Annotated in this window: 20 protein-coding genes; 10 read left to right on the plus strand and 10 right to left on the minus strand. The window is 62.0% G+C overall.

The features are described 5' to 3' along the window. Positions 1-48: 48 nt before the first annotated feature. The 5 genes from V5N47_RS04985 to V5N47_RS05005 form a co-directional block, all read right to left on the minus strand. Positions 49-624 (minus strand): metal-dependent hydrolase, encoded by a 576-nt coding sequence (locus tag V5N47_RS04985; RefSeq protein WP_338729757.1) that lies wholly within the window; start codon positions 622-624, stop codon positions 49-51. After that, positions 624-1,682, minus strand: a complete 1,059-nt coding sequence (locus V5N47_RS04990) for a DUF1616 domain-containing protein (RefSeq protein WP_338729758.1) — start codon at positions 1,680-1,682, stop codon at positions 624-626. Before V5N47_RS04990 ends, V5N47_RS04985 begins: the two co-directional genes overlap by 1 nt. Further along, positions 1,679-3,922, minus strand: coding sequence for a polysaccharide biosynthesis C-terminal domain-containing protein (locus tag V5N47_RS04995; RefSeq protein WP_338729759.1), 2,244 nt, complete (start codon positions 3,920-3,922; stop codon positions 1,679-1,681). Before V5N47_RS04995 ends, V5N47_RS04990 begins: the two co-directional genes overlap by 4 nt. 156 nt (positions 3,923-4,078) lie before the next feature. Beyond that, positions 4,079-4,993: a hypothetical protein gene (locus V5N47_RS05000; protein ID WP_338729760.1), complete on the minus strand. Its 915-nt coding sequence runs from the start codon at positions 4,991-4,993 to the stop codon at positions 4,079-4,081. A 68-nt stretch (positions 4,994-5,061) separates the two neighbouring features. Then, positions 5,062-6,624, minus strand: coding sequence for a hypothetical protein (locus V5N47_RS05005; RefSeq protein WP_338729762.1), 1,563 nt, complete (start codon positions 6,622-6,624; stop codon positions 5,062-5,064). A gap of 359 nt (positions 6,625-6,983) precedes the next feature. Between V5N47_RS05005 and V5N47_RS05010 the strand changes: the two genes are divergently transcribed. From V5N47_RS05010 to V5N47_RS05025, 4 genes are read left to right on the plus strand one after another with little or no spacing between them, the layout of a single operon-like run. Then, positions 6,984-7,760: a DUF4129 domain-containing protein gene (locus tag V5N47_RS05010; protein WP_338729763.1), complete on the plus strand. Its 777-nt coding sequence runs from the start codon at positions 6,984-6,986 to the stop codon at positions 7,758-7,760. After that, a complete protein-coding gene (locus tag V5N47_RS05015; RefSeq protein WP_338729764.1) occupies positions 7,757-8,359 on the plus strand; it encodes a hypothetical protein in 603 nt (200 codons plus the stop codon). Before V5N47_RS05010 ends, V5N47_RS05015 begins: the two co-directional genes overlap by 4 nt. Next, positions 8,349-9,602 (plus strand): DUF58 domain-containing protein, encoded by a 1,254-nt coding sequence (locus tag V5N47_RS05020; RefSeq protein ID WP_338729765.1) that lies wholly within the window; start codon positions 8,349-8,351, stop codon positions 9,600-9,602. The genes V5N47_RS05015 and V5N47_RS05020 overlap by 11 nt, the downstream gene beginning before the upstream one ends. Then, entirely contained in the window at positions 9,599-10,282 is a 684-nt protein-coding gene (locus V5N47_RS05025) for a hypothetical protein (RefSeq protein WP_338729766.1), read from the plus strand. Before V5N47_RS05020 ends, V5N47_RS05025 begins: the two co-directional genes overlap by 4 nt. Here the strand turns inward: V5N47_RS05025 and V5N47_RS05030 are convergent. Both V5N47_RS05030 and V5N47_RS05035 read right to left on the minus strand, forming a co-directional pair. Then, entirely contained in the window at positions 10,263-11,228 is a 966-nt protein-coding gene (locus V5N47_RS05030; RefSeq protein ID WP_338729767.1) for a MoxR family ATPase, read from the minus strand. The two genes, V5N47_RS05025 and V5N47_RS05030, sit on opposite strands and share 20 nt — an antisense overlap. Positions 11,229-11,660: 432 nt before the next feature. Then, complete coding sequence (locus V5N47_RS05035; RefSeq protein WP_338729769.1) at positions 11,661-12,506, minus strand: thioredoxin domain-containing protein; 846 nt, start codon at positions 12,504-12,506, stop codon at positions 11,661-11,663. A gap of 188 nt (positions 12,507-12,694) precedes the next feature. On the opposite strand from V5N47_RS05035, the gene V5N47_RS05040 reads away from it, so the two are divergent. Beyond that, a complete protein-coding gene (locus V5N47_RS05040; protein WP_338729770.1) occupies positions 12,695-13,522 on the plus strand; it encodes an alpha/beta hydrolase in 828 nt (275 codons plus the stop codon). Here V5N47_RS05040 and V5N47_RS05045 read toward each other — a convergent pair. Beyond that, positions 13,519-14,706: a GNAT family N-acetyltransferase gene (locus tag V5N47_RS05045; protein ID WP_338729771.1), complete on the minus strand. Its 1,188-nt coding sequence runs from the start codon at positions 14,704-14,706 to the stop codon at positions 13,519-13,521. The two genes, V5N47_RS05040 and V5N47_RS05045, sit on opposite strands and share 4 nt — an antisense overlap. Before the next feature lie 102 nt (positions 14,707-14,808). Here V5N47_RS05045 and V5N47_RS05050 point away from each other — a divergent pair, with 102 nt between their 5' ends. Beyond that, positions 14,809-15,006: a hypothetical protein gene (locus V5N47_RS05050; RefSeq protein ID WP_338729772.1), complete on the plus strand. Its 198-nt coding sequence runs from the start codon at positions 14,809-14,811 to the stop codon at positions 15,004-15,006. 41 nt (positions 15,007-15,047) lie between these two features. After that, on the plus strand, positions 15,048-15,305 hold the full coding sequence (locus V5N47_RS05055; RefSeq protein WP_332900010.1) for a hypothetical protein: 258 nt from the start codon (positions 15,048-15,050) through the stop codon (positions 15,303-15,305). Positions 15,306-15,566: 261 nt separating this feature from the next. On the opposite strand, the gene V5N47_RS05060 is transcribed toward V5N47_RS05055, so the two are convergent. Then, entirely contained in the window at positions 15,567-16,661 is a 1,095-nt protein-coding gene (locus V5N47_RS05060; RefSeq protein WP_338729774.1) for an Lrp/AsnC family transcriptional regulator, read from the minus strand. Between the two features lie 78 nt (positions 16,662-16,739). Between V5N47_RS05060 and V5N47_RS05065 the strand changes: the two genes are divergently transcribed. After that, positions 16,740-16,919: an SDR family NAD(P)-dependent oxidoreductase gene (locus V5N47_RS05065; protein ID WP_338729775.1), complete on the plus strand. Its 180-nt coding sequence runs from the start codon at positions 16,740-16,742 to the stop codon at positions 16,917-16,919. After that, on the plus strand, positions 16,916-17,305 hold the full coding sequence (locus V5N47_RS05070; protein ID WP_338729776.1) for a hypothetical protein: 390 nt from the start codon (positions 16,916-16,918) through the stop codon (positions 17,303-17,305). The genes V5N47_RS05065 and V5N47_RS05070 overlap by 4 nt, the downstream gene beginning before the upstream one ends. Here the strand turns inward: V5N47_RS05070 and V5N47_RS05075 are convergent. Next, positions 17,302-17,811 carry a GNAT family N-acetyltransferase gene (locus V5N47_RS05075; protein ID WP_338729777.1) on the minus strand — a complete coding sequence of 170 codons (510 nt, stop codon included), beginning with the start codon at positions 17,809-17,811 and terminating at the stop codon, positions 17,302-17,304. The two genes, V5N47_RS05070 and V5N47_RS05075, sit on opposite strands and share 4 nt — an antisense overlap. Before the next feature lie 83 nt (positions 17,812-17,894). Here V5N47_RS05075 and V5N47_RS05080 point away from each other — a divergent pair, with 83 nt between their 5' ends. After that, entirely contained in the window at positions 17,895-18,959 is a 1,065-nt protein-coding gene (locus tag V5N47_RS05080) for an anthranilate phosphoribosyltransferase (protein ID WP_338729778.1), read from the plus strand. Positions 18,960-18,990 lie beyond the last annotated feature (31 nt).

Here is an 18,990-nt window from a genome sequence, read left to right on the forward strand (position 1 = left end):
GTGAGCGAACACAGACACTCCCCCACCGTTATTATCGGGGGATTAAGGTCAGTCTGCGCGAGCGTAGCGAACCATGTCCGAGAGCACCGGTGCGCCGTCGTACACCCAGAGCGCGATGACGCCGAATACGAGCGAGAGTTCGAACACGACCAACGGTGTGAGCCCCTGGGTGGCGAGGTGGTGTATCCAGCGGAAGAAGTACACCGCGGCCCGGCCGATGAGGCCGCCTTGGTCGGTGCTGTAGGCGGGTAGCGAGACGACCGGCCAGAGCACTCTGCCCACGATTAATGGCTCGTTGAGCAGCAGTGGCTCGTAGATGAGGTCGCCCACGAGGTGCGAGAGGTGTGCGATGGTGTACGCCGCCACCAGTCGGCGATTTCGCCCGTTCGTGAGCAACAACGCCCCGGCGAGCAGCGGCCCCATGATGAGGATGGAGTGCATGATGCCGTGGCCCGTCGGCGTGAGGCCGAACGTCCAGCTCAGGGGCTTATCGACGAGGTCGGGTGCCTGTGAGCCCAGCGCGACGAGGAACGCCGCGGCACCGTCGGGTGAGCGACGGTAGACGGTGTGGGCGAAAAGCGAGTACAACAGGTACGCGAAGGCGAGGTGTTCCCACGGCCACATTAGCTTGGGCGTGCGTAAACGGGCTGCGTGGATAGCTGTTGTGACGTGGCCGCGGGCGGCTCGATGTCGCCGCCGCCGTTTACCGTCACCCAGCGGTGGATGCTCCGGTAGGCGTTGTCAGCAGACGGGTTCTCCGGCACGTCGCCCTTGTAGAGGTAGAACGCCATCCGGAGGTTGCCGCCGGTCAGGGTCGGCTCGACGGTGAGGTTCTGGGTGGCGTTCTCACCGTCTGCGACCGATATCTCTTGGCGGAGGAGTTCCTCTTCTTCGACCACCTGTAACTCGCCGTTGTCGGCTTGCTCGACGCGCTGGAGTTCGCCAACGACGGTGTAAGTCACGTCTTCACCTTCTTCGTTGTTGATGCCGATTGGCACCGCAGCGGACTGGCCAGCGGCGAACGGGCCAGGAGCCTCCGCTGATTGGCCGGTCGGCACGGAGGCGTAGTAGAGCGCCGAGAACTCTTCAGACTGCGGCGGGACGGTCGCCGCGAACCCGGCGCTTGCGGCGACCAGCAGCAGGCTGACCGCGAGGAAGATAGTTGGAATTTTCGAGCGTCCCGAGCCAAGCGACCCGGTGTGGCTTGCCGAATCCGTGCGCATCCCGAGCGACGGACGATATTGGCGTTCTGCGGGGAGCAAGAGGCGAAGCACGAGCGCCACCACCGCCAACACGAGCGTGAGCGCGCTCACGCCGAGGAGGATTGGCGTGGCTTCGAGCGCCCACACAAAGTTCAGGACGAAGACGACGAACGGCACGAGCGCGAGGCTGGCAACGATAGACAGTCCAATGCGTTCGACCCCACTCATCCCGTAGTTTCCGGGGAGCTTGCGGAGTCCTTTTTTCGGGTCGTCGCGGTCGTGTGCGCCATCTTCAGGGATGCGACCGGGGTAGAGAGCAGAAACCATCGCATACCCCGGCAACACCAAGATGAGTGGCAGCCCAATGAGAATGCGAAGGGTGCCACTCACGCCCGCGACGAGGATGGCGGCGTCGGCAAGCAGCGTCAGCGCCACGACCAGCAGTAAGTCCGTCGGAAACGGCGTTCTCGACTCGCTCATTGATTCTTACCAGACTCCTCTCTACCTTTATTATCGGCTCCGTAAGCGCCGTCATCGCCGCGTCGTATGCGACGCAGTCCCACTCCTAACGTGGAGAGCCCAATGCCCACCGGGAGGGCGAATCCGGCTGTCGAGTTCGTGCTGGTGGTCGACTCGGTCGTTGATTCGGTCGTTGTCGAATTCACCAGTTCGGTCGTCGTTGTGGTGGTCGAAGTCGTCGTCGTTGTCGTCGTGGAAGTCGTGGTCGTCGTTGGCTCTTCCGTCGTCGTTGTCGTCGGCTCCTCTGTGGTCGTGGTTGTCGTCGGCTCTTCCGTAGTTGTTGTCGTCGGCTCCTCTGTGGTCGAGGTCGTCGGTTCCTCTGTCGTCGTGGTCGTACTCGTCGTTGGCTCTTCGGTGGTCGCCGTGGAAGTGGTGGCACTCTCAGTCGTCGTAGTCGAGGCTGTCGTACCGCCACCGTCGTCCGTTTGTGTGGTAGCTTCGGTCGGCTCTGTAGTCGCCGTGCTGTCGGTCTGCGTCGGCGTCTGCGTGGCTGCCGTACTCGTGTCGTTGGTCTGGTTCAGCCCGGGCACGTTCACGTCTGGGCTGTCCACCGAGCCGAGGTCTGGCCCCATGACGGCGAAGGCAATCCCCGAGATGAACAGCACCATGCCAATGAACACGAGGACGTACTGGAGCGAGTCGTTGCCGAACATCGACCCACTGCTCTCGTAGCGGTCGCGCAGCCGAACAACTGGGCGCGCAAGGCTGCCGGGCAGCGCAGACGAGAGGATGTCGAGCACCTCGCCGATGCCGAGAGCGCCCGTGACGAACGCCAAGGTGAGGAAGATGACGAGGCCGACCGGCGGCACGACGATGAGCGTCACGATGTCGCCAGAGATGAACGGCACGAGGGTCTGCGGGATGTAACTCGGCAGCGCGAGGATGGGAATGGCAGCGAGGCCGGTCGTGAGAGCGATTCGGCCGAGACGCGCATCAGAAAGCGGGTTAAACCCGATCTTCCGCGCAGACCAGATGTGAAACAGGAACATCGACGCGTAGCCGATACTCGTTGCAATCGCCGCGCCGTGCATCCCGTACATCGGAATGAGGACGATGTTTAATCCAAGGTTGATGACCGCGGCGGTCGCCGTGGCGATAATCGGCAGCTTCAGGTCGCCTTTCCCCTGTCCGATGGCGAGGATCGGGCGCGCAACGGCGAACCCGAGTGCTCCAGGAAGGAGGAGCAAGAGCGGTTCGACGGCGGGCGTCGCTGCCTCACCGAAGTACACCGGCACCGCGATGTGGGCAATCGAGTAGAGCCCGAGTGCCATCACGGCGGTGAGCAGGAGGGTGTACCGCGTCGCGCGTGCCGCGAGTTCTGAAATCTGTCCAGTCCGGTTTTGCGACCACATCTTCGAGGTCGAGTGAACGAATACCATCTGTATCGAGGTGGGGACGAACCACAGGAACTCAGCGAGTTTGAGCGCCGCTTTGTAGTGGCCAACCTGCGTGCTGTCGGTGAGCGCCCCGAGCAGGAGGATGTCCGTGTGATAAAGCGACATCAGACAGAAGATGAGGACAATCGAGAGCGAATTGAACGCGACCAGTTCGCGCCACGGGAAGCCCCGTGGGGTGCGCCGAACCACGTTCAACAGCGTGCTCTTGCGGTGGACGACGATGAATCCGAGAAACATCACGAGCGCACTGCCGAGCACCTGTCCGGCAAGCGCGCCCATGACCCCATAACCGTAGTAGACGGCGGGGATGGCGATGACGACAAACGTGACTTCATACAGGATTTTGAGCGGTTCAGAGTAGCGTTCGAGGCCGAATCCCATGAGCGTCCGTCTGACGAACGTCCGAAACTGCGCGACGATGACGAGCACCGCGAGGACGTAGAAGTACGGAACGAACTCCGCGGAGAAAAAGCGCGCGACGAGACCACTTTCTGCGAGGAGAACGAGCACACCCGCACCGGCCAGCGCGAGCACGAGCCCCATGCGGAAGTAAAAGCCGATGACGTGGCCACTCCAGTTGTCGAACGTACGGTCTTCGGGGATGTACTTGCGCACGCCGTCTGCGACCCCTGAGCTCACGAAAATCATGAACATCATGAAGATCGAGAGCACGAAGGCGTACTCACCATACTGGGCGGGGCCCATGAGACGATAGAGGATGGGCGTCGTCGCGAGTCCAAGGACGAGGATGAAAACCTTCGACCCGAAAATCGAGAGAAAGCCGCTTAGAATACTACGTTGCACACTATCACCTGTCGCTTGGTTTCGGCGGCGAGCGCACGCTGGCAGACCTGGGACGTGCGACGATTCATTCGCTTCTCGCTTGTGTTCACGGGGTGTTTATTATACGGGGGGTAAGGTTGGCTGGTTGCTGCGTTCGGTGGTGAGAAACGTGCGTGGCTATGCGTAGCCGAGGTCTTGCAGCCGCTCTTGGACCACGTCTGCGGTTTCCTCGCGCGCGGTGTCCTCCGTGTCGTCACCGACGGTTATCTCCTTTCGCTCGCCGTTCTGGTAGGTGTGCCACGGGATGGTCGTGAGTTCCGGCGTGTGGAGCTCCGTTGGATGACCGTACTCCTTCATCGGGATGGGCGAGGAGCGTTCGCCAATCATCTCGGCGTGGTCTGCGGTGACGACGGTCTTGCCTTGCAGAGTTTCTAAGAGGTCTTCGACGATTGGCATACAGAGGTCGAAGTTCTCCTCGTAGGCCTGCCAGAGGATGTCGTCGTCAAGCGTGACCTCGCCGTTTAAGACGCGATTCCAGAAGTCGAGGCTGTCTAAGTCCATGTACTTCTGGCCAGTCTCACCGATGAACGGGTAGTGGGGCTGGATGAAGTGGCCGACAATTTTCTTGTTTGGATAGGTCTCTGCGGCTTCCTTCATGCGTTTTGCCACGGTCTCCGGGCGGACGGTGCGGAACTCGTCGTCCCAGCCGTCGTCCTGCCAAATGTGTTCGACCGCATGGAACTGCACGTCCACGCGGTCGCGCTTGCGGTAGAGTTGGGGGTTCGCAGTGATGTACACCGTGTCGCGCAGGTCTGCGCCGTCAAGATACGTGTCGAGCCACTCGATGGTGGAGGACACTTTCGATTTTTTCTGTTCGAGCGTCCCGGGGAGGGTGTGGCGCTGGGCGAAGGTGTCGTAGCGACACGCATCGAGGATGATGAGGTTGTCCCAGTCTTCTTCGAACATCTCGACGCCGTCGTTTTTCCCCTTCTTCTTGCGCGAGCGATAGTAGTACTTGTTCAGCTCGCGGACGACCAGATGCGGTTCGCTCAGGCCACGGCGGATGCGGTTCGCCAGTGCGGACTTCTGCATGGCTGGTTCTCATCAACCTACCACCTTTCTTATTCGCCGCATAAACGGGGAGAAACGACCGAGGCGTGTTAGCTGGTGTCGTTGCCGTACATCCGTAAGCCAGCACAGCCTTTGTCCCAGACGCCGCGTCTGATGTCGCTCTTTTTGATGGTTACGTCAGAACTCTGGTCGTTTAGCTTGACGGCCTTGTACCCCGTCATCGATTGGGCGTCCATGCCCTCCATCCACGCGCCGGAGCCGTTTACGACGAACGGGATGTGCGAGGCGGTCTGTTTTCCTTTGTAGACGAGGGTGTTGTCGCCATTCAGCACCATTGCCCGGCGATAGTGTTCGCCCTGCTGGTTGAAGTTCACCACGCGGAACTCACAGTCATTGCGGTTACACCGGAGGGCGTGTCGCCACACGTCACCCTGTGCGTCGCCGGAGATATCGACGTACTCACAGAGGACGGTGCCCGCGTCAGAGCCGTTGATTTGGATGGCGTTGCCGCCGCGTTGAATCTCGATATCTGAGCGGATAATTTTTGTCGGCCCGGCGCTCGACTGCACGACGATGCCGTGGCAGGTTTCGTCGCCGACGGTCACGTCGAGATGGCTAAGGAAGGCGCTCTCACAGTCGTTCATCACCGTGAGCGCGTGGCCGTTTGGCTCCTCCAGACGAATCGTTGTATCGACCACGTTCATGTTGGGGCCTTCGTCGAGGCGGATGCCGCGCTGGTTCTGGTTTTCGTCGTGTTGCTGGTCGACGACGATGGTCGCGTCGGTGACGAGGCAGTCGTGGCCGCCGAGCCGGATGCTCGCCGCCTCGCTGTTGGCGTACCGGCCGCCGTTGACGATGACGCGGCCGTTCGTGAGCGCGTAGAGACCGTTGTCCGGCCAGTCGTCGAGTTCGCAATCTTTGTATTCGATTTGACCTTCGTGGTAGCGCGTGGACATCAGCCCGGAGGGGCCACGCCAGATGTCGCCCGGCGTGTTCTCGGAGAACGCCCCGCCATAGTTTGCGCGGAAGCGCTTTACCATGCCCGTGCCGTCTGGTGAAAGAATGTCGAACAGCCCCGGGCCGTAGGTGCCGCTGTCGTGGCGACCAACGACCGTGATGTCGTCGACGAACAACCCGTCTAGAACCTGTGCTTCGATGACGCGGATACCCGTGTCGTTTGCGCGGAGGTCAACGGCGAAGCCTTGGACGCGCAGGTCAACACCGGGGTCGTAATCGACGCCCAGTCGGAACAGCCGGTATTGGGGGCCGTCGTAGTTGTGGTAGTTCGCCGGGACGAGCGTGGCGTCGTCGCCGACCAGCCCGAAATTCCGGAAGTCGGTGAACCGGAACTGCGAGTCCATGTAGTAGCGCCCTGGTGGGAATTTGATGAGCGTGTCATTCGCCGCGTACTGCTCTAAAATCGGCGTGATGGATTCGTCGCCCGAGTTGTCTGCACCGGCGTCGTCGACGATGTCGATGACGCGGTCGTACTGGTCTTCGACGTGGGACGCTTCGGCTTTTCCCGACGCCAAGAGTGTGGCACCTGCCGCCGTTGCACCAACGGCCCCAAGGAAGGTTCGTCTGCCAAGGGTGAGAGAGTCGTTCGATTCGCGGTTCGAGTCTGTCGAGGGAGTCGTGTCGCGCGTGGTCATTGCAAACCCTAACTGGTAGATTCCCGGCTCGCGTATGGGGTATGAGTGGAGTCACAACCCGGGTAAAGTATCGAAATACCTTATTTTACTGCTTCCGTGACAGTAATTCACACGGGAATTACTCGCCACCCTCACGGAACCACTGGCACCACAAAGTTGTTATGGTGTGAGTATCAACCTGACAGGCGCGATTTTGAGTGGACTGAGCCACACCCCGAACTCGCATGGTAGCACACAACACGTTCTCCCAGAGCGGCCTGATTATCGGCCGCATAATAATGGGTGTCCTATCCCTGTCTCGCGATATATATGGGAACGCCGGGACGGCGAGTTGTACGTGACGGTGGGGCTCGATAGAAATGGATACGGATAGACTTCTCTCTGCGGTCGTTGCGGTGCTTTGCATCCTCTCGGTTGGCTTTGCTTCGACGACACTCGATGATTCAGTCGAGACGAAACCAGAGGATGTCATCAACATCGACTATGACAAATTGCCGATAAATCCGCAAGAAGCAGAAGAGTTCAAGGGCGATTCGGTGACAACTGCAGACCCGGAGTCGACTGGCACCCCTTCTACAGAGAGTAAAACAGAAACACAGGGCCAAACGGCGACTCCCGGCGAGGGCAACGAAGAACTTAGTGACCCTCAGAGCGGCGCTGAAAATCAGCAGACACAAACGTCCGGACAGGGGTCGAGTCCACGGCTTATCGAGGAGAGCCTCCTCGACAAACTCCTCTCGTTGCTCATGACGCTGTTGCCGTTCGTGCTCATCGGAGCCGTCCTCGCGGTCGCGGTCAAAAAGCGCGAGACGATTGCTGGCTGGCTCGAGACCGCAGAGCGAAACGATCCCGTTTCGACCCAACCGACCGTGGTTGCCCGTCCCGAAAACGAAGTGTATCACGCGTGGCACGAAGTTGCGAGCGCGATTCCATACGAGCGCCGGAAGGCAATGACGCCCGACGAAGTCGCGGCCGCGCTCAGAGACGAAACCGAACTCAAAGACGAGCTACTCATGGAGCTAACGAAGACGTTCAAACGCATTCGCTACGGCGGTGCGCCGGTGACCGACGACGACCGCGCGCTCGCCGCACGGGTCGAAGACCAACTGAACGCACAGCGGGTGGCAGAACAATGAGCTTCCGTCGCGTCGTCTTTGGCGTCCTCGGCGTTGGTACCTTCCTGCTTGCGTACCTCGCAACGGGCAACCCCGACCTCGCAGGCGCACTCCCGGGCGAGGCGTTGGTTTCCGCCCTCGGGAACGACTACCTCGTGCTCGTCGTCATCGCCATAATCGCCGCCGTGATTACCCTGTTCGTGACGGTGTCTGCGCGAAACGGCGCGCGCGACCACACCACGCCACCGGAAGCAGAACAGGTGACGGACGTCCCGCTCTCTGGTGACATCTACGACGACCTCCTCTCGAACTCGGCGCTGTGGGCGCTGACCCACCGTGAGGCGTGTGAGCGCGCAAAACAGCAGTTGACCGCGACGGCCGTGCGAGTCGTACAAGCAGAGCGTGGGTGTACCCAGAAGACGGCCAAAGAACGCGTCGCGCGCGGGACGTGGACCGACGACCCCTTCGCCGCCCGCTTTCTCGGAAGCGACGCCCCGCCGTTAGAGCCGGGCCAGTGGCTGACCACGGCCCTCAGACTGGAGACACCAACCCAGCGGGGTGCACGCCACGCGGCGACCGAACTCGTCGCCCGTGCCGGAGGTGACGCCCATGCTGCGTGAGACGAACCGCTGGCGCGGCGTCACCGCAATCAGCCTGCTCACCGCGATGGGCGGGCTGCTCGCAAACCGGCCGCTGTTGTTGCTCGTCGCCACCGTGGGCATCGTCTACCTCGTTTACCCGCGCGTGACCGGCACGCCAGACGGGACGCTCGAACTCGACCGCCGCCTGAGCACCGACACCCCCGGCCACGACGAGGTGGTCGAAGTGACGGTGACGCTCAGAAACACCGGTTCGTCGCTCCTCCCCGACGTGCGCATGGTGGACGGCGTCCCCGAAACGCTCACCGTGGCATCGGGGTCGCCCCGCCACAGCGCGACGCTGTTGCCCGGCAAAGAGACCACGTTCACCTACTCGATTACCGCAAAGCGCGGGGCGCACCCGTTCACGCCTGCGACGGTCATTTTGAACGACATCGCGGGCGCGCGCGAGGTGGAGACGAACGTCGCAAGCGAAACCGAACTCCGCTGTGACGCAGACGTCTCTGAGATGCCGCTTCGCCAGCAGACGACCCAACTCTACGGACGCGTGCTCACCGCAGACGGCGGCAGCGGCGTCGAGTTCCACCAGACCCGCGAGTATCGCCCCGGCGACTCCATCCACCAAATCGACTGGAATCGCCACGCGCGGACGGGCAAGCTCTCGACCATCGAGTTCCGTCAAGAGCGCGCTGGGCGCGTCGTCATCCTCGTTGACGCCCGCGAGCAGTCCTACCGACGGGCGTCAGCAGACGACCCACACGCGGTTGCCTACGCGCGCTACGCCGCAGAACAGCTGTTCGAGTCGTTGCTCGCCTCCCGCGACCAAGTCGGGCTCGCCGTCGTTGGCCGCGAGTTCGCGTGGCTTTCACCGGGAGCCGGGAACGACCACCGTATCCGCGGCAAAACCCTGCTCGCAACGTCGAACAGCCTCGCCCCACGCCCACCGGAGCGAGACGACTTCACCGACGGCCAGTACGCCGAGTTGCGCACGCAACTCTCGGCCTCGACGCAGGTGGTCGTCCTCTCGCCGTTGGTCGATGACGACATCGTGGGCGAGGTAAAGCGCCTCGACGCCCACGGCCACCGCGTGACGGTGCTCAGCCCGCGCGTGACGGGCGGGGACACGCTCGGGGGCGAAGTCGCCCACGTAGAGCGCGTCCAGCGGATTCGGCAGCTTCGCGCCGGTGACATTCCGGTCATCGACTGGAACCCAGACCGGCCGCTCGAAGCCGCCTTAGAGGACATCGGGAGGTGGCGGCTATGAGCGGACCCGTGCGGAAACCAACCCGCATTGCGAGCGTCGCGGCGGTGCTCGCAGCAGCGCTTCCGGCGTTTTTCATCGTCGACCTGCCCGCGATTCCGAGCGCGCTTGTCTTCATCCTTGGCGGCCTGTTCGTCGCCGGCCTTGGGGACGAAACGCGAACGCGGGGGTATCGCTGGCTCGGCAACGGTGTGCTCGCACTCGGCGTGGTCGTCGGCCTCGTCGGCGTCGTGCGTGGGTTCGCTGGAGCCCCGAGTCCGCGGTTCATGGTCGTCGTCGGCCCACTCCTGCTCGGCGCGTGGGTGCTCGGACTCGGCGTCATCCCGCTTCGGAAGGGGTCGCGCTGGCTCGTCAAGGCGGGGAGTTTCTTCCTGCTCGCGGGCGTCGTCATGGCAGGTGTCGTCCAGATGGGCGACCTCGGCACGTTCTTGCTCGCGACCATCGCACTCGTCGTCGCGTGGGACGCAGGCGACCACAGCATCACCCTTGGCCAGCAACTCGGCCGGGGGGCACAGACCGCACAGGTCGAAGTGACGCATCTCGTGGGAACGGTTGGTGCAGGAATCGTCGCGTATCTCGCCACAAAAGCAGTCGAAGGGTTCGGGACGCCCGGCGTCCCGCTTTCGGCCCTGCTTGGCTTACTCGTCGCGGTGCTCGTGTTGCTTATCGCGTTGCATAGGTAATCGTCGGCACGTCCACCGACGACAACACCGACTCGATAACGTCGTATTTCTCTGTGCCGTTCACCCGTGCGTCAGCGGTAAGCACGATACGGTGGTCGAGAACTGGGTGAGCCACGCTCTTTACGTGTTCTGGCGTGACGTACTCCTCGCCTTCGAGAACCGCACGAGCGCGCGCGGCTTCGAACAGCCGCTGGGTCGCACGCGGGGACGCGCCAACGGTCACGCGCTCGTCTCCGCGTGTCGCCCGCGAGAGGTCAACGATGTAGTCTTGGACGTCTTTTTGGACGCGCACTTGCTCTGAAACGCGCTGGAGGTCGAGCACTTCCTGTGGCGAGCAGACGGTGTTGACGGTTGGGCTCCGGTCTTCGCGCGATTCACGGCGTGCGAGCAGCTCGCGTTCGCCCTCGCGGTTTGGATAGCCCATGCTCGTCTTGATGATAAACCGGTCTTTCTGGGCTTCCGGAAGCGGGAATGTCCCCTCGTTTCGCTCTGCGGGGTTCTGCGTCGCGATGACAAAGAAGGGGTCGGGGAGTTTGTGGGTCTGACCGTCCACTGTCACCTGCTTTTCCTCCATCGCTTCGAGCAGCGCGGCTTGCGTCTTCGGCGAGGCGCGGTTGATCTCGTCTGCGAGGACGACGTTCGCGAAAATGGGACCTTTCTTGAACTCGAAATCGCGGTTCTTCTCGTTGAAGACGTGCGTCCCCGTCACGTCGGCTGGGAGCAAGTCAGGCGTGAACTGGATGCGCGAAAATGAGAGTCCAAGCGCCGTGCCAAGACTCCGGGCGGTGAGCGTCTTTCCCGTGCCGGGAACGTCCTCTAAGAGAACGTGCCCGCGGGCGAGCAGTCCGGTGAGAACGGTGTCTAAAAACGCTTGTTCGGTGATGACCGCGTTTCCAATCGTGTCGGTCACGCGACGGCTCAACTCGTGTGCCTCAGCAACTCGCATGTAGAGTGCCTATGGCGCTACCCCTTTTATTATCAGTGGGCTAAACCAGTCAGCTATTCTGGCTGTCGCTCAGGGTGAGCGGATGCGTGGGAGGTGAGCGGCCGGGACGTGGGTGCACACGCGAACCCGGGCAAAGTTCGCAGGTGGAGCGTCCGACCAGCCCACGTGACAGAAGTAACAGCCACGCAGTTGCGAACACGACGTACCGGGCAGATACGTCGCCTCGCGTCGCAGTAGGTGGCGTGAACACGTGGTTCAGAGCCACCGCCCGCGTCAACGCCACTGGCGCGAGAGAGATGTACGCGGACACCCCGGGCAAAGGCGTCTGGTACAGGCGCGTCCAGACGGGCGTTGGATGGCGGGTTTATTTCAAACCGCATCAACCAGTTAATTACGGGACTGTATAAGTATTACTGCCGCGTGTCGAGTCGCTTAGTTTTCGATTGCGGCTTCGATTTCGGCGCGGGTCTTTTCTGCGTCCACGGTTGGGCGAACCATCGTGCCGTCCTCGAAGACGAGGCGTGGAACCGTAGAGACGTTGACTTCGCCTGCGGCTTCGGTCGTGGCTTTCACATCTTCGAGGTAGGTCTCTTGCTCGATTGCCGTGGTGAGCGCCTCGACATCTTCGATGCCCGCTTCCTCTGCGAACACTTTCATCTGTGCTGTGGTCCCCCAGTCGAAGCGTTCCTGTGGCTGGTTTTTGAACACGTACGCGAAGTAAGACCAGTAGTTGTCTGGGTCTGTGTCCCACGCGGCAAGTCCGGCCTGAGCCGAGAGCGGAGCGTCCTCGCCGAGGAACGGCTCGCCACCGAGGTACGCGAGCGAGCGGTACTCGATCTGGAGGTCGCCGGGGGTGACGTACTCGCGGACGATTTCGTCGAGGAAGCCGCCGACGGCGAACTCTTGGGTGTATGGGCACTTCCAGTTACCATAGAACGTCACCTTCGCGGAGGCGTCACTCGACCCCATCACCGCGTACGTGGAGTCGGTCTCTTCTACGGGCGCGTCCATGAGCGCACCAGCTGGTTTCACGATTTCTTCACTCTTGCGCGTGACTGCTTGGCTGCTGTCGCCGTTGCCCTCGTCCGGCGACTGGTCGATGTTTTCGGCCGTCGTCGTGCCCGAAGTGTTCTGCTGGCTGTCTGCGGCCGTGGTGGTCTGTTGTTCTTCTTGGCTGTCAAGAGCGTTATCCGTGAGGCTCGCACAGCCTGCGAGGCTGAGCAGCGCAGCGCTACCGGTCAGTTGGAGGATTCGGCGTCTTGATTTTTTTGCTGTCATATCTCGTACTGACGGTGCTACCCCCATTATTATCCGTCAGCTAAGCCCGGGTTTCAGGGCGTCTGCGCACGGTTCACACACAACCGCGCGTCCTCGGATGGATTCCACCCGTCTGCAACGGTGAATACGGGTGAATGAGTCCAGTTTAGGCCCCAGATAATAAGGGAACTCGGGGACGGAAGACGGGTATGACCGGGACCAATCCGACCCGCCGCCACCTACTGGTGGTGTCTGGGTCGGCGCTCACCACTGCCCTTGCGGGGTGTGCGTCACAAGGAGGTGACGACGGCACCACGACCGACACAGAATCGGCCGCGGACGCCTCGTCAGATACACAATCGGCCACGCAAACGGCCACGAACGACACCGACGGAGCCGAAGAAAGTCAGTCAAATGCTTCGGAAACGACGATGACGCCAGACCCAGCGTCGTTCGAGGGTGAGTCAGTAACGTTCACCGCAGATGGCGACACCGAGATTCAGGGCACGCTCTACGGCGATGGCGACTACGGCGTTGTCATGGTGCCACAGATAAATTTCGACCGCGAGAGCTGGCGAGAACAGGCGCAGTTGCTCGCCGCGACCGGGCACGCGGCGCTCCCAATCGACGAAGGTGACAACCCGCCCGCAGCCGTTCTCGGCGCGATGGCCTACCTGAAAGAAGACGTCGGCGTCTCGAACGTCGTGTTCATCGGTGGGAGCTCGGGCGGCGAGGCTGTCGTCCGCGCGAACGCACAGGCACCGGACGGCGCCGTCGCTGGCGTCATGGGCATCTCTGCCGCCGGTGGCAGCGACGTCGCGGGCGACCTCCAAGGCCGAAAACTGTTCGTCGTGGGCAAAGACGACGACCAGCGCTTCGTCGACACGGCAAAACAGCTTCACGAGAACGCCCCCGACCCAAAACGCCTCGTGATTCTCGACAGCGACGCCCACGCCCAGCGCATTTTCGACTCGCCGCACGCAGACACGCTCACCGACCTGCTCCTCTCGTTCGTCGAAGAATCAAGCGGCGCTTAGAAGTGCTCGCGGAGGTAGGTCTGTGCGCGCGGGAACGCGCCAGAGAGCAGTTCTAACGCGGCGTCAGAGTCGGTTGAAAGGCCGCCATAGCGGTGAGCTTGTTCGGCCGTGAGATAGCCCACGGTGAGTTGTGAGAGCGTGGCGATGTCAACGGAGACGGTGGCGTCGTCGGTTGTTGGCGTGCACGTTGCGTTCCCGTTTTCGACGCTGAACGCGAATCGACCGTCGTTCCACGGCGCAATCGGGTCGCGGACGTCGAGAACGACGCGGCCGCTTGCCGCCTCCGGATAGGGCAACCTCGAAAGGCCAGCTTCGACGTCCGTGAGGCGGAACATCGGTCCAGTGAGTAGCTCGCAGTCGAGCGCGCGCGGGTCTGCCACGCGGTCGAACAGCGTGCTGTCTGCTGCGATGTGGAGTTCGATCTGCTTCATCTGCGAGAGATGGTGGTAGAAAAATCGCAGGAGCTGTGTGAACGCCGCGTCGTCACGGTAGGCAATATCCCACGCCTTGAGCGTGCGCTCGAACTCGCCGGTTTTCTCGACGGTGTAGACAACGGCGGCTCGGAGGTCGCCGTCGTGTTCCCAGCCATAGATGTAGGTGTCAGACCACGGCGGGTCGAAGATGCGCCGCTCCCACCACTCCTCGGTTCGACGCATCGCGAGATTCCAGCCCGCCGCGAACTGCTCTGTGAGGTCGCGCAGGGCAGGGATGTCGTCAGTCGAGAGTTTGCGGAAGGTTCCGGCCGCCTCCGGCAGGGCGTCTGCGAGTGCGTCGGGGGCGAACTCCCACTTCGTGCGCTTGTTGCACGTCCCCCAGCCGTACTTGCGGTAGAACTCGTACTCGAACGGCCAGAGCACAGAGTAGTCGATACCCTCCGCGCGGAACTCTGTAAGCATGGCCGCGAGCATCTGCTGGACGTAGCCCTTTCGTCGGTGTTCTGGTGGGGTCGCAACGTTCGAGACGCCGCCGACGCGCACCCACTCACCGCGCAGCGAGAAGGTGAAATCGTGCCACGCACTCGCCGCAAAGAGGTCGTCGCCGTCGTAGTACCCGCGCAGTTCGTGGGTGAAGGGCCGACGCTCCTCGAACGACTCCGCAGTCGGATGGTCTTCGGGGCTGAAGGCGTACTGCATCATATCGAAGAAGGCCCGTTCGTCTGCCTCGGGTATCGGGCGATAGTCCATAGAAGCCGTTGGATGTCGAACATAAAAAGCGAGCCGAAACCGTGTGATTCAGGCCTGTGGAGTACCATTGCCCTCCCATGAAGCAGCCACTGGAGGTGCGCGATGGCCTCTGAGAAGGTCAAGCTCGGGCTCGTGCTCATCGTGGGCGTACTCGGCTCTGGGCTCGCAGATTACTTCCTCACGACGTCCGGATATCCGGCCATCGGGCGCACTGTCTGGGCGATAGGCTACGTGACGATGGTGCTCGTCATCTGGTACGTCTGGATTCGCCCGCTTGACTTCTCAAGCCCAACCGGCTAACGGAAGTTTAAAGGCCTAAACAGCGGGAGTATCGACCAAGAATGTACGCGTTACCGATGCAGGTGGTGGACACGTTCTTGCTCCAGTACAATCTGGGGCAGGCAATTCTCTTCCTGTTCATTATGGCGACGCTGGGCGTCCTTCCCCTCAAATCACAGAAGGTCCTCGCGCTCCAGACGACCATGTTCGGGGTTCTGTTCATGATCATCCCGGCCATCGACGGCCCGTTCCACTTCGCGCTGCTCGGGCTCGTGCTGTTGTTGATTGGCCCCATCCTGCTCACGACCGCAAAGCGATAAGAACACCCCTCGAATTCGCCCCGACGTACCCCTCGTTTCTCACAGCGACGTAGCCGTGCGTTCAAACAACGCGGTACTCGCTTTCAACCAGTTCCTCGTACTGCGCACCCGTCTGTTTCCCGCTTTTTGCTCGTCGTGAACGCTTCGCGTACCGGTCCTCGAAAAACGTCGATGCACTCTTGTGCATCGTGCTTTCGTTCGAGTTCCTCACGAAAAAGTGGGCGAAAAAGGCCGCCACTCCCTTCTGTCGTGGCGGGAGACTTACTCGCTCTCCACTAACTCTTCGTACTGCGCGCCCGTCTGCTTCAACGTCTCCGTCGAATAGAGGCGTTCGTGGTCGAACGGGAGCACGTCGCGCGCCAACTCGTCTATTTTCTCGTCGACGGCGTCGGGGTCGCGCCCGTGAATCATGGTGAACAGGTTGTACGGCCAGCCCTGTGCCGGGCGGCGCGGGCGGTGATAGCACAGTGTGACGTACGGAAGGCCACCGGCTTCGAGGCCGCGGGTGTCTAACTCGTCGTCGGGCACGTCCCAAACGACCATGCAGTTCGCGTCGAAGCCGGTCACGATGTGGTTTACAACACAGCCGATGCGCTTGATTGCGCCGTCTGCGGTGAGGCGATTGATGGCATCGATGATCTCCTCGGTCGTAGCGTCTACGGCCGCGGCGATGTCGGCGTACGGCGTCGCCGTGAGCGGGAAGCCATCTTGGATTTCGAGGAGGAGGCGCGCGTCGAGCGCTGAAAGCGTTCCCGTGGCCTGCTCTGAGATGTTGGTCGCCTCGATGTCCGTGGCAATGCCTGCTCTCGGGTCGCTCCGCTCCCCGCTCGCGCGCTCCGAGACGCGTGGCGTCTCGCGGCTCTCTCGTGCAAAACGGTCTGCATTCACGACCGGGAACTCAAGATTGATGTAGAAATCGGTGAGCATCGGGAGATTCAACACCGCACACCCGGTTCGTTCCTCGATTTCCGCGAGGATACGGTCGCGGGTTGCTAAGGAACCCGCGGTCACGACGAACCACATGTTCCACTCGTGGGCGCGGCGGTAGTTGTGGTTCACCTGCTGGTAGCCATTGATAATCTCGGCCACCTCGGCGAAGCGGTCGTCGGGGGCTTTGACCGCCGCGAGCGTCGAGCTGCCGATGACCGGCGGGTTGAGCACCGCGCCGAAGCGCCGGAACACGCCTGCTTCGCGGAGGGCTTTCACCCGAGCGAGCGCGTCTGCTTCGGAGATGCCGAGTTCCGCGCCGACCACGCGAAACGGGCGTTCGCAGACGGGGAAGCCACTCTGGAACTCGTCTACGAGTCGGGCGTCCACGTCGTCGATGCTGGCGCGCCAGTCAACCGGCCTACTCATTGGCTGAAAATAGGACTCTGGAAATTACCCTTTGTCGGTCTGAGATGGCGTTATCAGGGTGAAGCCGAAGAGACTGGTATGAGCCTTCCCGACTGCTCGGGCCAGATGGTCATGGTCACCGGGGGAACGAGCGGTATCGGCCGTGAGACGGCCCGCGGCCTCGCAGCATTGGGCGCGACAGTGGTCATCACCGGACGTGACCGAGCGCGCAACTCGACTTTGACGACCTCTCGCTCTCGCAGTCGTACTCGGGGATGAAGGCGTATCGCCAATCGAAGCTGGCGAACGTGCTGTTCACCTACGAACTTTCCCGACAGCTCTCGGAGACGGGTGTCACCGCGAACGCGGTCCATCCGGGCGTCATCCCACAGACGGGACTGACGCGAAATTCCTCGGTGTTCGCACGACTTGGGTTCAATTCACTGCGATTGATTCCGGGCGTGACCACCTCAGAGCGTGGCGGAGCGCAGCCCAGCATCTATCTGGCCGTGTCACCCGAGGTGGAAGGAGTCTCTGGGAACTATTTTGACCGAACGAAGGCGGTCGAGAGTGCGCCCAGCACCTACGACACGGACTCCCAGCGGTGGCTCTGGAAGTGGACCGGAGCGCAGGCGGGAGTGCCCGAAACGCTGCCACTCAGTTAGCCCCGAAGTCGCGTTCCCATCACGACCATTTCGTTGCCGCCGTCTATGACGAACGGGCGGTGGATGGTCTCCCAGCCGAGGTTTTCGTACATCCGACGGGCGGCGACGTTGCCGACGTGGGTCGTGAGGACGCTTGTTTTGTGCGGGAGGTCACGAAGGAGCGTGTCGTGGAGCAAGCGGCCGATTCCGTTGCGTCTAGCCGGTCTCGACACGCCGAGTTCGACGAACTCGAAGCAGTCGCTGAGCCACGTTTCGGCCACGCTTGGTGGCATCGCTGCGCGGAGTGCCTCGTGGTAGTACTGCCCCGGCGTGGAAGTGTAGCCGTAGACGTAGCCGATGACTTCCCCACCGTCCACGGCGAGAAAACCGCGGTAGCCCGGGTAGGTCGTGTGGCGTTCAAAGCGGTCGTGCACCGCCGCTTCGTCGTTCGAGAAAATCTGACAGTAGAGCGCAATGGCTGCGGCAAATTCAGGAGTGTCGGCAACCAGCGGGTGGAGGCCAACCATGCGAGAACTTCGTGGGGGAGGACAAAGGGCGTTTCCCCGCCGCAAGCGGGACGCTTTTGCTCACCGCTTCCCAAGCCGCGACCATGACGAATACGACCGCGGAGTTCGGCGAGTGGCCGCTCAAACGCCTCATGACGGAGGTCGTCGGGTCGGGGCACAAATCCGCAGCTGACATGTCTCGCGCACAGGCGCGAGAGGCGTTTGCACGCATTCTAGCCAACGAGCCAGACCACACGACGCTCGGCGCGTTCTGGCTCGCAAACCGCTGGAAGCGCAACACCCCGGAGGAACTCGCCGCGTTCACCGACGTGATGGTCGAGGAGTCAGTCAAAGCTGCAGAACCGAAGTGTGACCCCGTCGATTGCGGGGCAAACTACGACGGCAAGCACTCGACTGCCCTGCTCGGCGTGGGCGCGGGACTCGTCGCCGCCGCGGCGGGAACGCCCGTCGTCGTCCACAGCGGCGACCGCGTGCCGACCCAGAAGGCGACGGCCTACAAACACGTCCTCGATGAGTTAGGCGTGCGGACCGACCTCTCGCCACAGGAAAGCGCCGACATGGTGGATGAAACCGGCTTTGGCTTCTACTACCAGCCGAACTTCAACCCCGGTATTCAGGGCATCTGGGAACGCCGCGACATGATGGGCGTGCGCACATTCGTGAACACCATCGAGACGCTCGCGAACCCCGCGAACGCGGACGTGCATCTCGGGAGTTTCTACCACCTCGCGTTCGCAAAGCGCATCATCGACACCTTCCAAGCGTGTGAGACGCAAGACCTCTCGCGCGTGGTCATGTTCCAAGGGATGGAAGGCTACGACGACATCCGTCCCGGTTCGACGAAAGTCGCCGTCTGGGACGATGGCGACTTCTCTGATTTCGAAATCGAGACGGCGAACTATGGCATGGACTTCGTGAGCGAAGACTTGGAAGTCGAGAACGTCGATGCGGACTCTGCGACCATCACCCGTGAGGTGCTCGCGGGCGAGCGCGACGACCAGTTCGCGGATGCAATTGCGCTGAACGGCGCGTTCCGTATCTTCGCGCGCGGCGACGTCGAAACGCTCGACGCAGGCCTCGAACAGGCCCGCGAAGTACTCGAAGACGGCAGTGCGCTCGCCGTCTTAGAAGAACTCCAGTCGTTCTAAAGAAAACAGCGAGAGTTCCACGGGTCACCTG

Origin of the sequence: Haladaptatus sp. DJG-WS-42, from assembly GCF_037198285.1 — an archaeon.
GTDB lineage: Archaea > Halobacteriota > Halobacteria > Halobacteriales > Halococcaceae > QDMS2.

Coding starts and splice junctions, on each gene's coding strand:
- V5N47_RS04985 (WP_338729757.1), bottom strand. CDS start 624: ATGTGGCCGTGGGAACACCTCGCCTTCGCGTACCTGTTGTACTCGCTT.
- V5N47_RS04990 (WP_338729758.1), bottom strand. CDS start 1,682: ATGAGCGAGTCGAGAACGCCGTTTCCGACGGACTTACTGCTGGTCGTG.
- V5N47_RS05000 (WP_338729760.1), bottom strand. CDS start 4,993: ATGCAGAAGTCCGCACTGGCGAACCGCATCCGCCGTGGCCTGAGCGAA.
- V5N47_RS05005 (WP_338729762.1), bottom strand. CDS start 6,624: ATGACCACGCGCGACACGACTCCCTCGACAGACTCGAACCGCGAATCG.
- V5N47_RS05010 (WP_338729763.1), top strand. CDS start 6,984: ATGGATACGGATAGACTTCTCTCTGCGGTCGTTGCGGTGCTTTGCATC.
- V5N47_RS05015 (WP_338729764.1), top strand. CDS start 7,757: ATGAGCTTCCGTCGCGTCGTCTTTGGCGTCCTCGGCGTTGGTACCTTC.
- V5N47_RS05020 (WP_338729765.1), top strand. CDS start 8,349: ATGCTGCGTGAGACGAACCGCTGGCGCGGCGTCACCGCAATCAGCCTG.
- V5N47_RS05025 (WP_338729766.1), top strand. CDS start 9,599: ATGAGCGGACCCGTGCGGAAACCAACCCGCATTGCGAGCGTCGCGGCG.
- V5N47_RS05030 (WP_338729767.1), bottom strand. CDS start 11,228: ATGCGAGTTGCTGAGGCACACGAGTTGAGCCGTCGCGTGACCGACACG.
- V5N47_RS05035 (WP_338729769.1), bottom strand. CDS start 12,506: ATGACAGCAAAAAAATCAAGACGCCGAATCCTCCAACTGACCGGTAGC.
- V5N47_RS05040 (WP_338729770.1), top strand. CDS start 12,695: ATGACCGGGACCAATCCGACCCGCCGCCACCTACTGGTGGTGTCTGGG.
- V5N47_RS05045 (WP_338729771.1), bottom strand. CDS start 14,706: ATGGACTATCGCCCGATACCCGAGGCAGACGAACGGGCCTTCTTCGAT.
- V5N47_RS05050 (WP_338729772.1), top strand. CDS start 14,809: ATGGCCTCTGAGAAGGTCAAGCTCGGGCTCGTGCTCATCGTGGGCGTA.
- V5N47_RS05055 (WP_332900010.1), top strand. CDS start 15,048: ATGTACGCGTTACCGATGCAGGTGGTGGACACGTTCTTGCTCCAGTAC.
- V5N47_RS05060 (WP_338729774.1), bottom strand. CDS start 16,661: ATGAGTAGGCCGGTTGACTGGCGCGCCAGCATCGACGACGTGGACGCC.
- V5N47_RS05065 (WP_338729775.1), top strand. CDS start 16,740: ATGAGCCTTCCCGACTGCTCGGGCCAGATGGTCATGGTCACCGGGGGA.
- V5N47_RS05070 (WP_338729776.1), top strand. CDS start 16,916: ATGAAGGCGTATCGCCAATCGAAGCTGGCGAACGTGCTGTTCACCTAC.
- V5N47_RS05075 (WP_338729777.1), bottom strand. CDS start 17,811: ATGGTTGGCCTCCACCCGCTGGTTGCCGACACTCCTGAATTTGCCGCA.
- V5N47_RS05080 (WP_338729778.1), top strand. CDS start 17,895: ATGACGAATACGACCGCGGAGTTCGGCGAGTGGCCGCTCAAACGCCTC.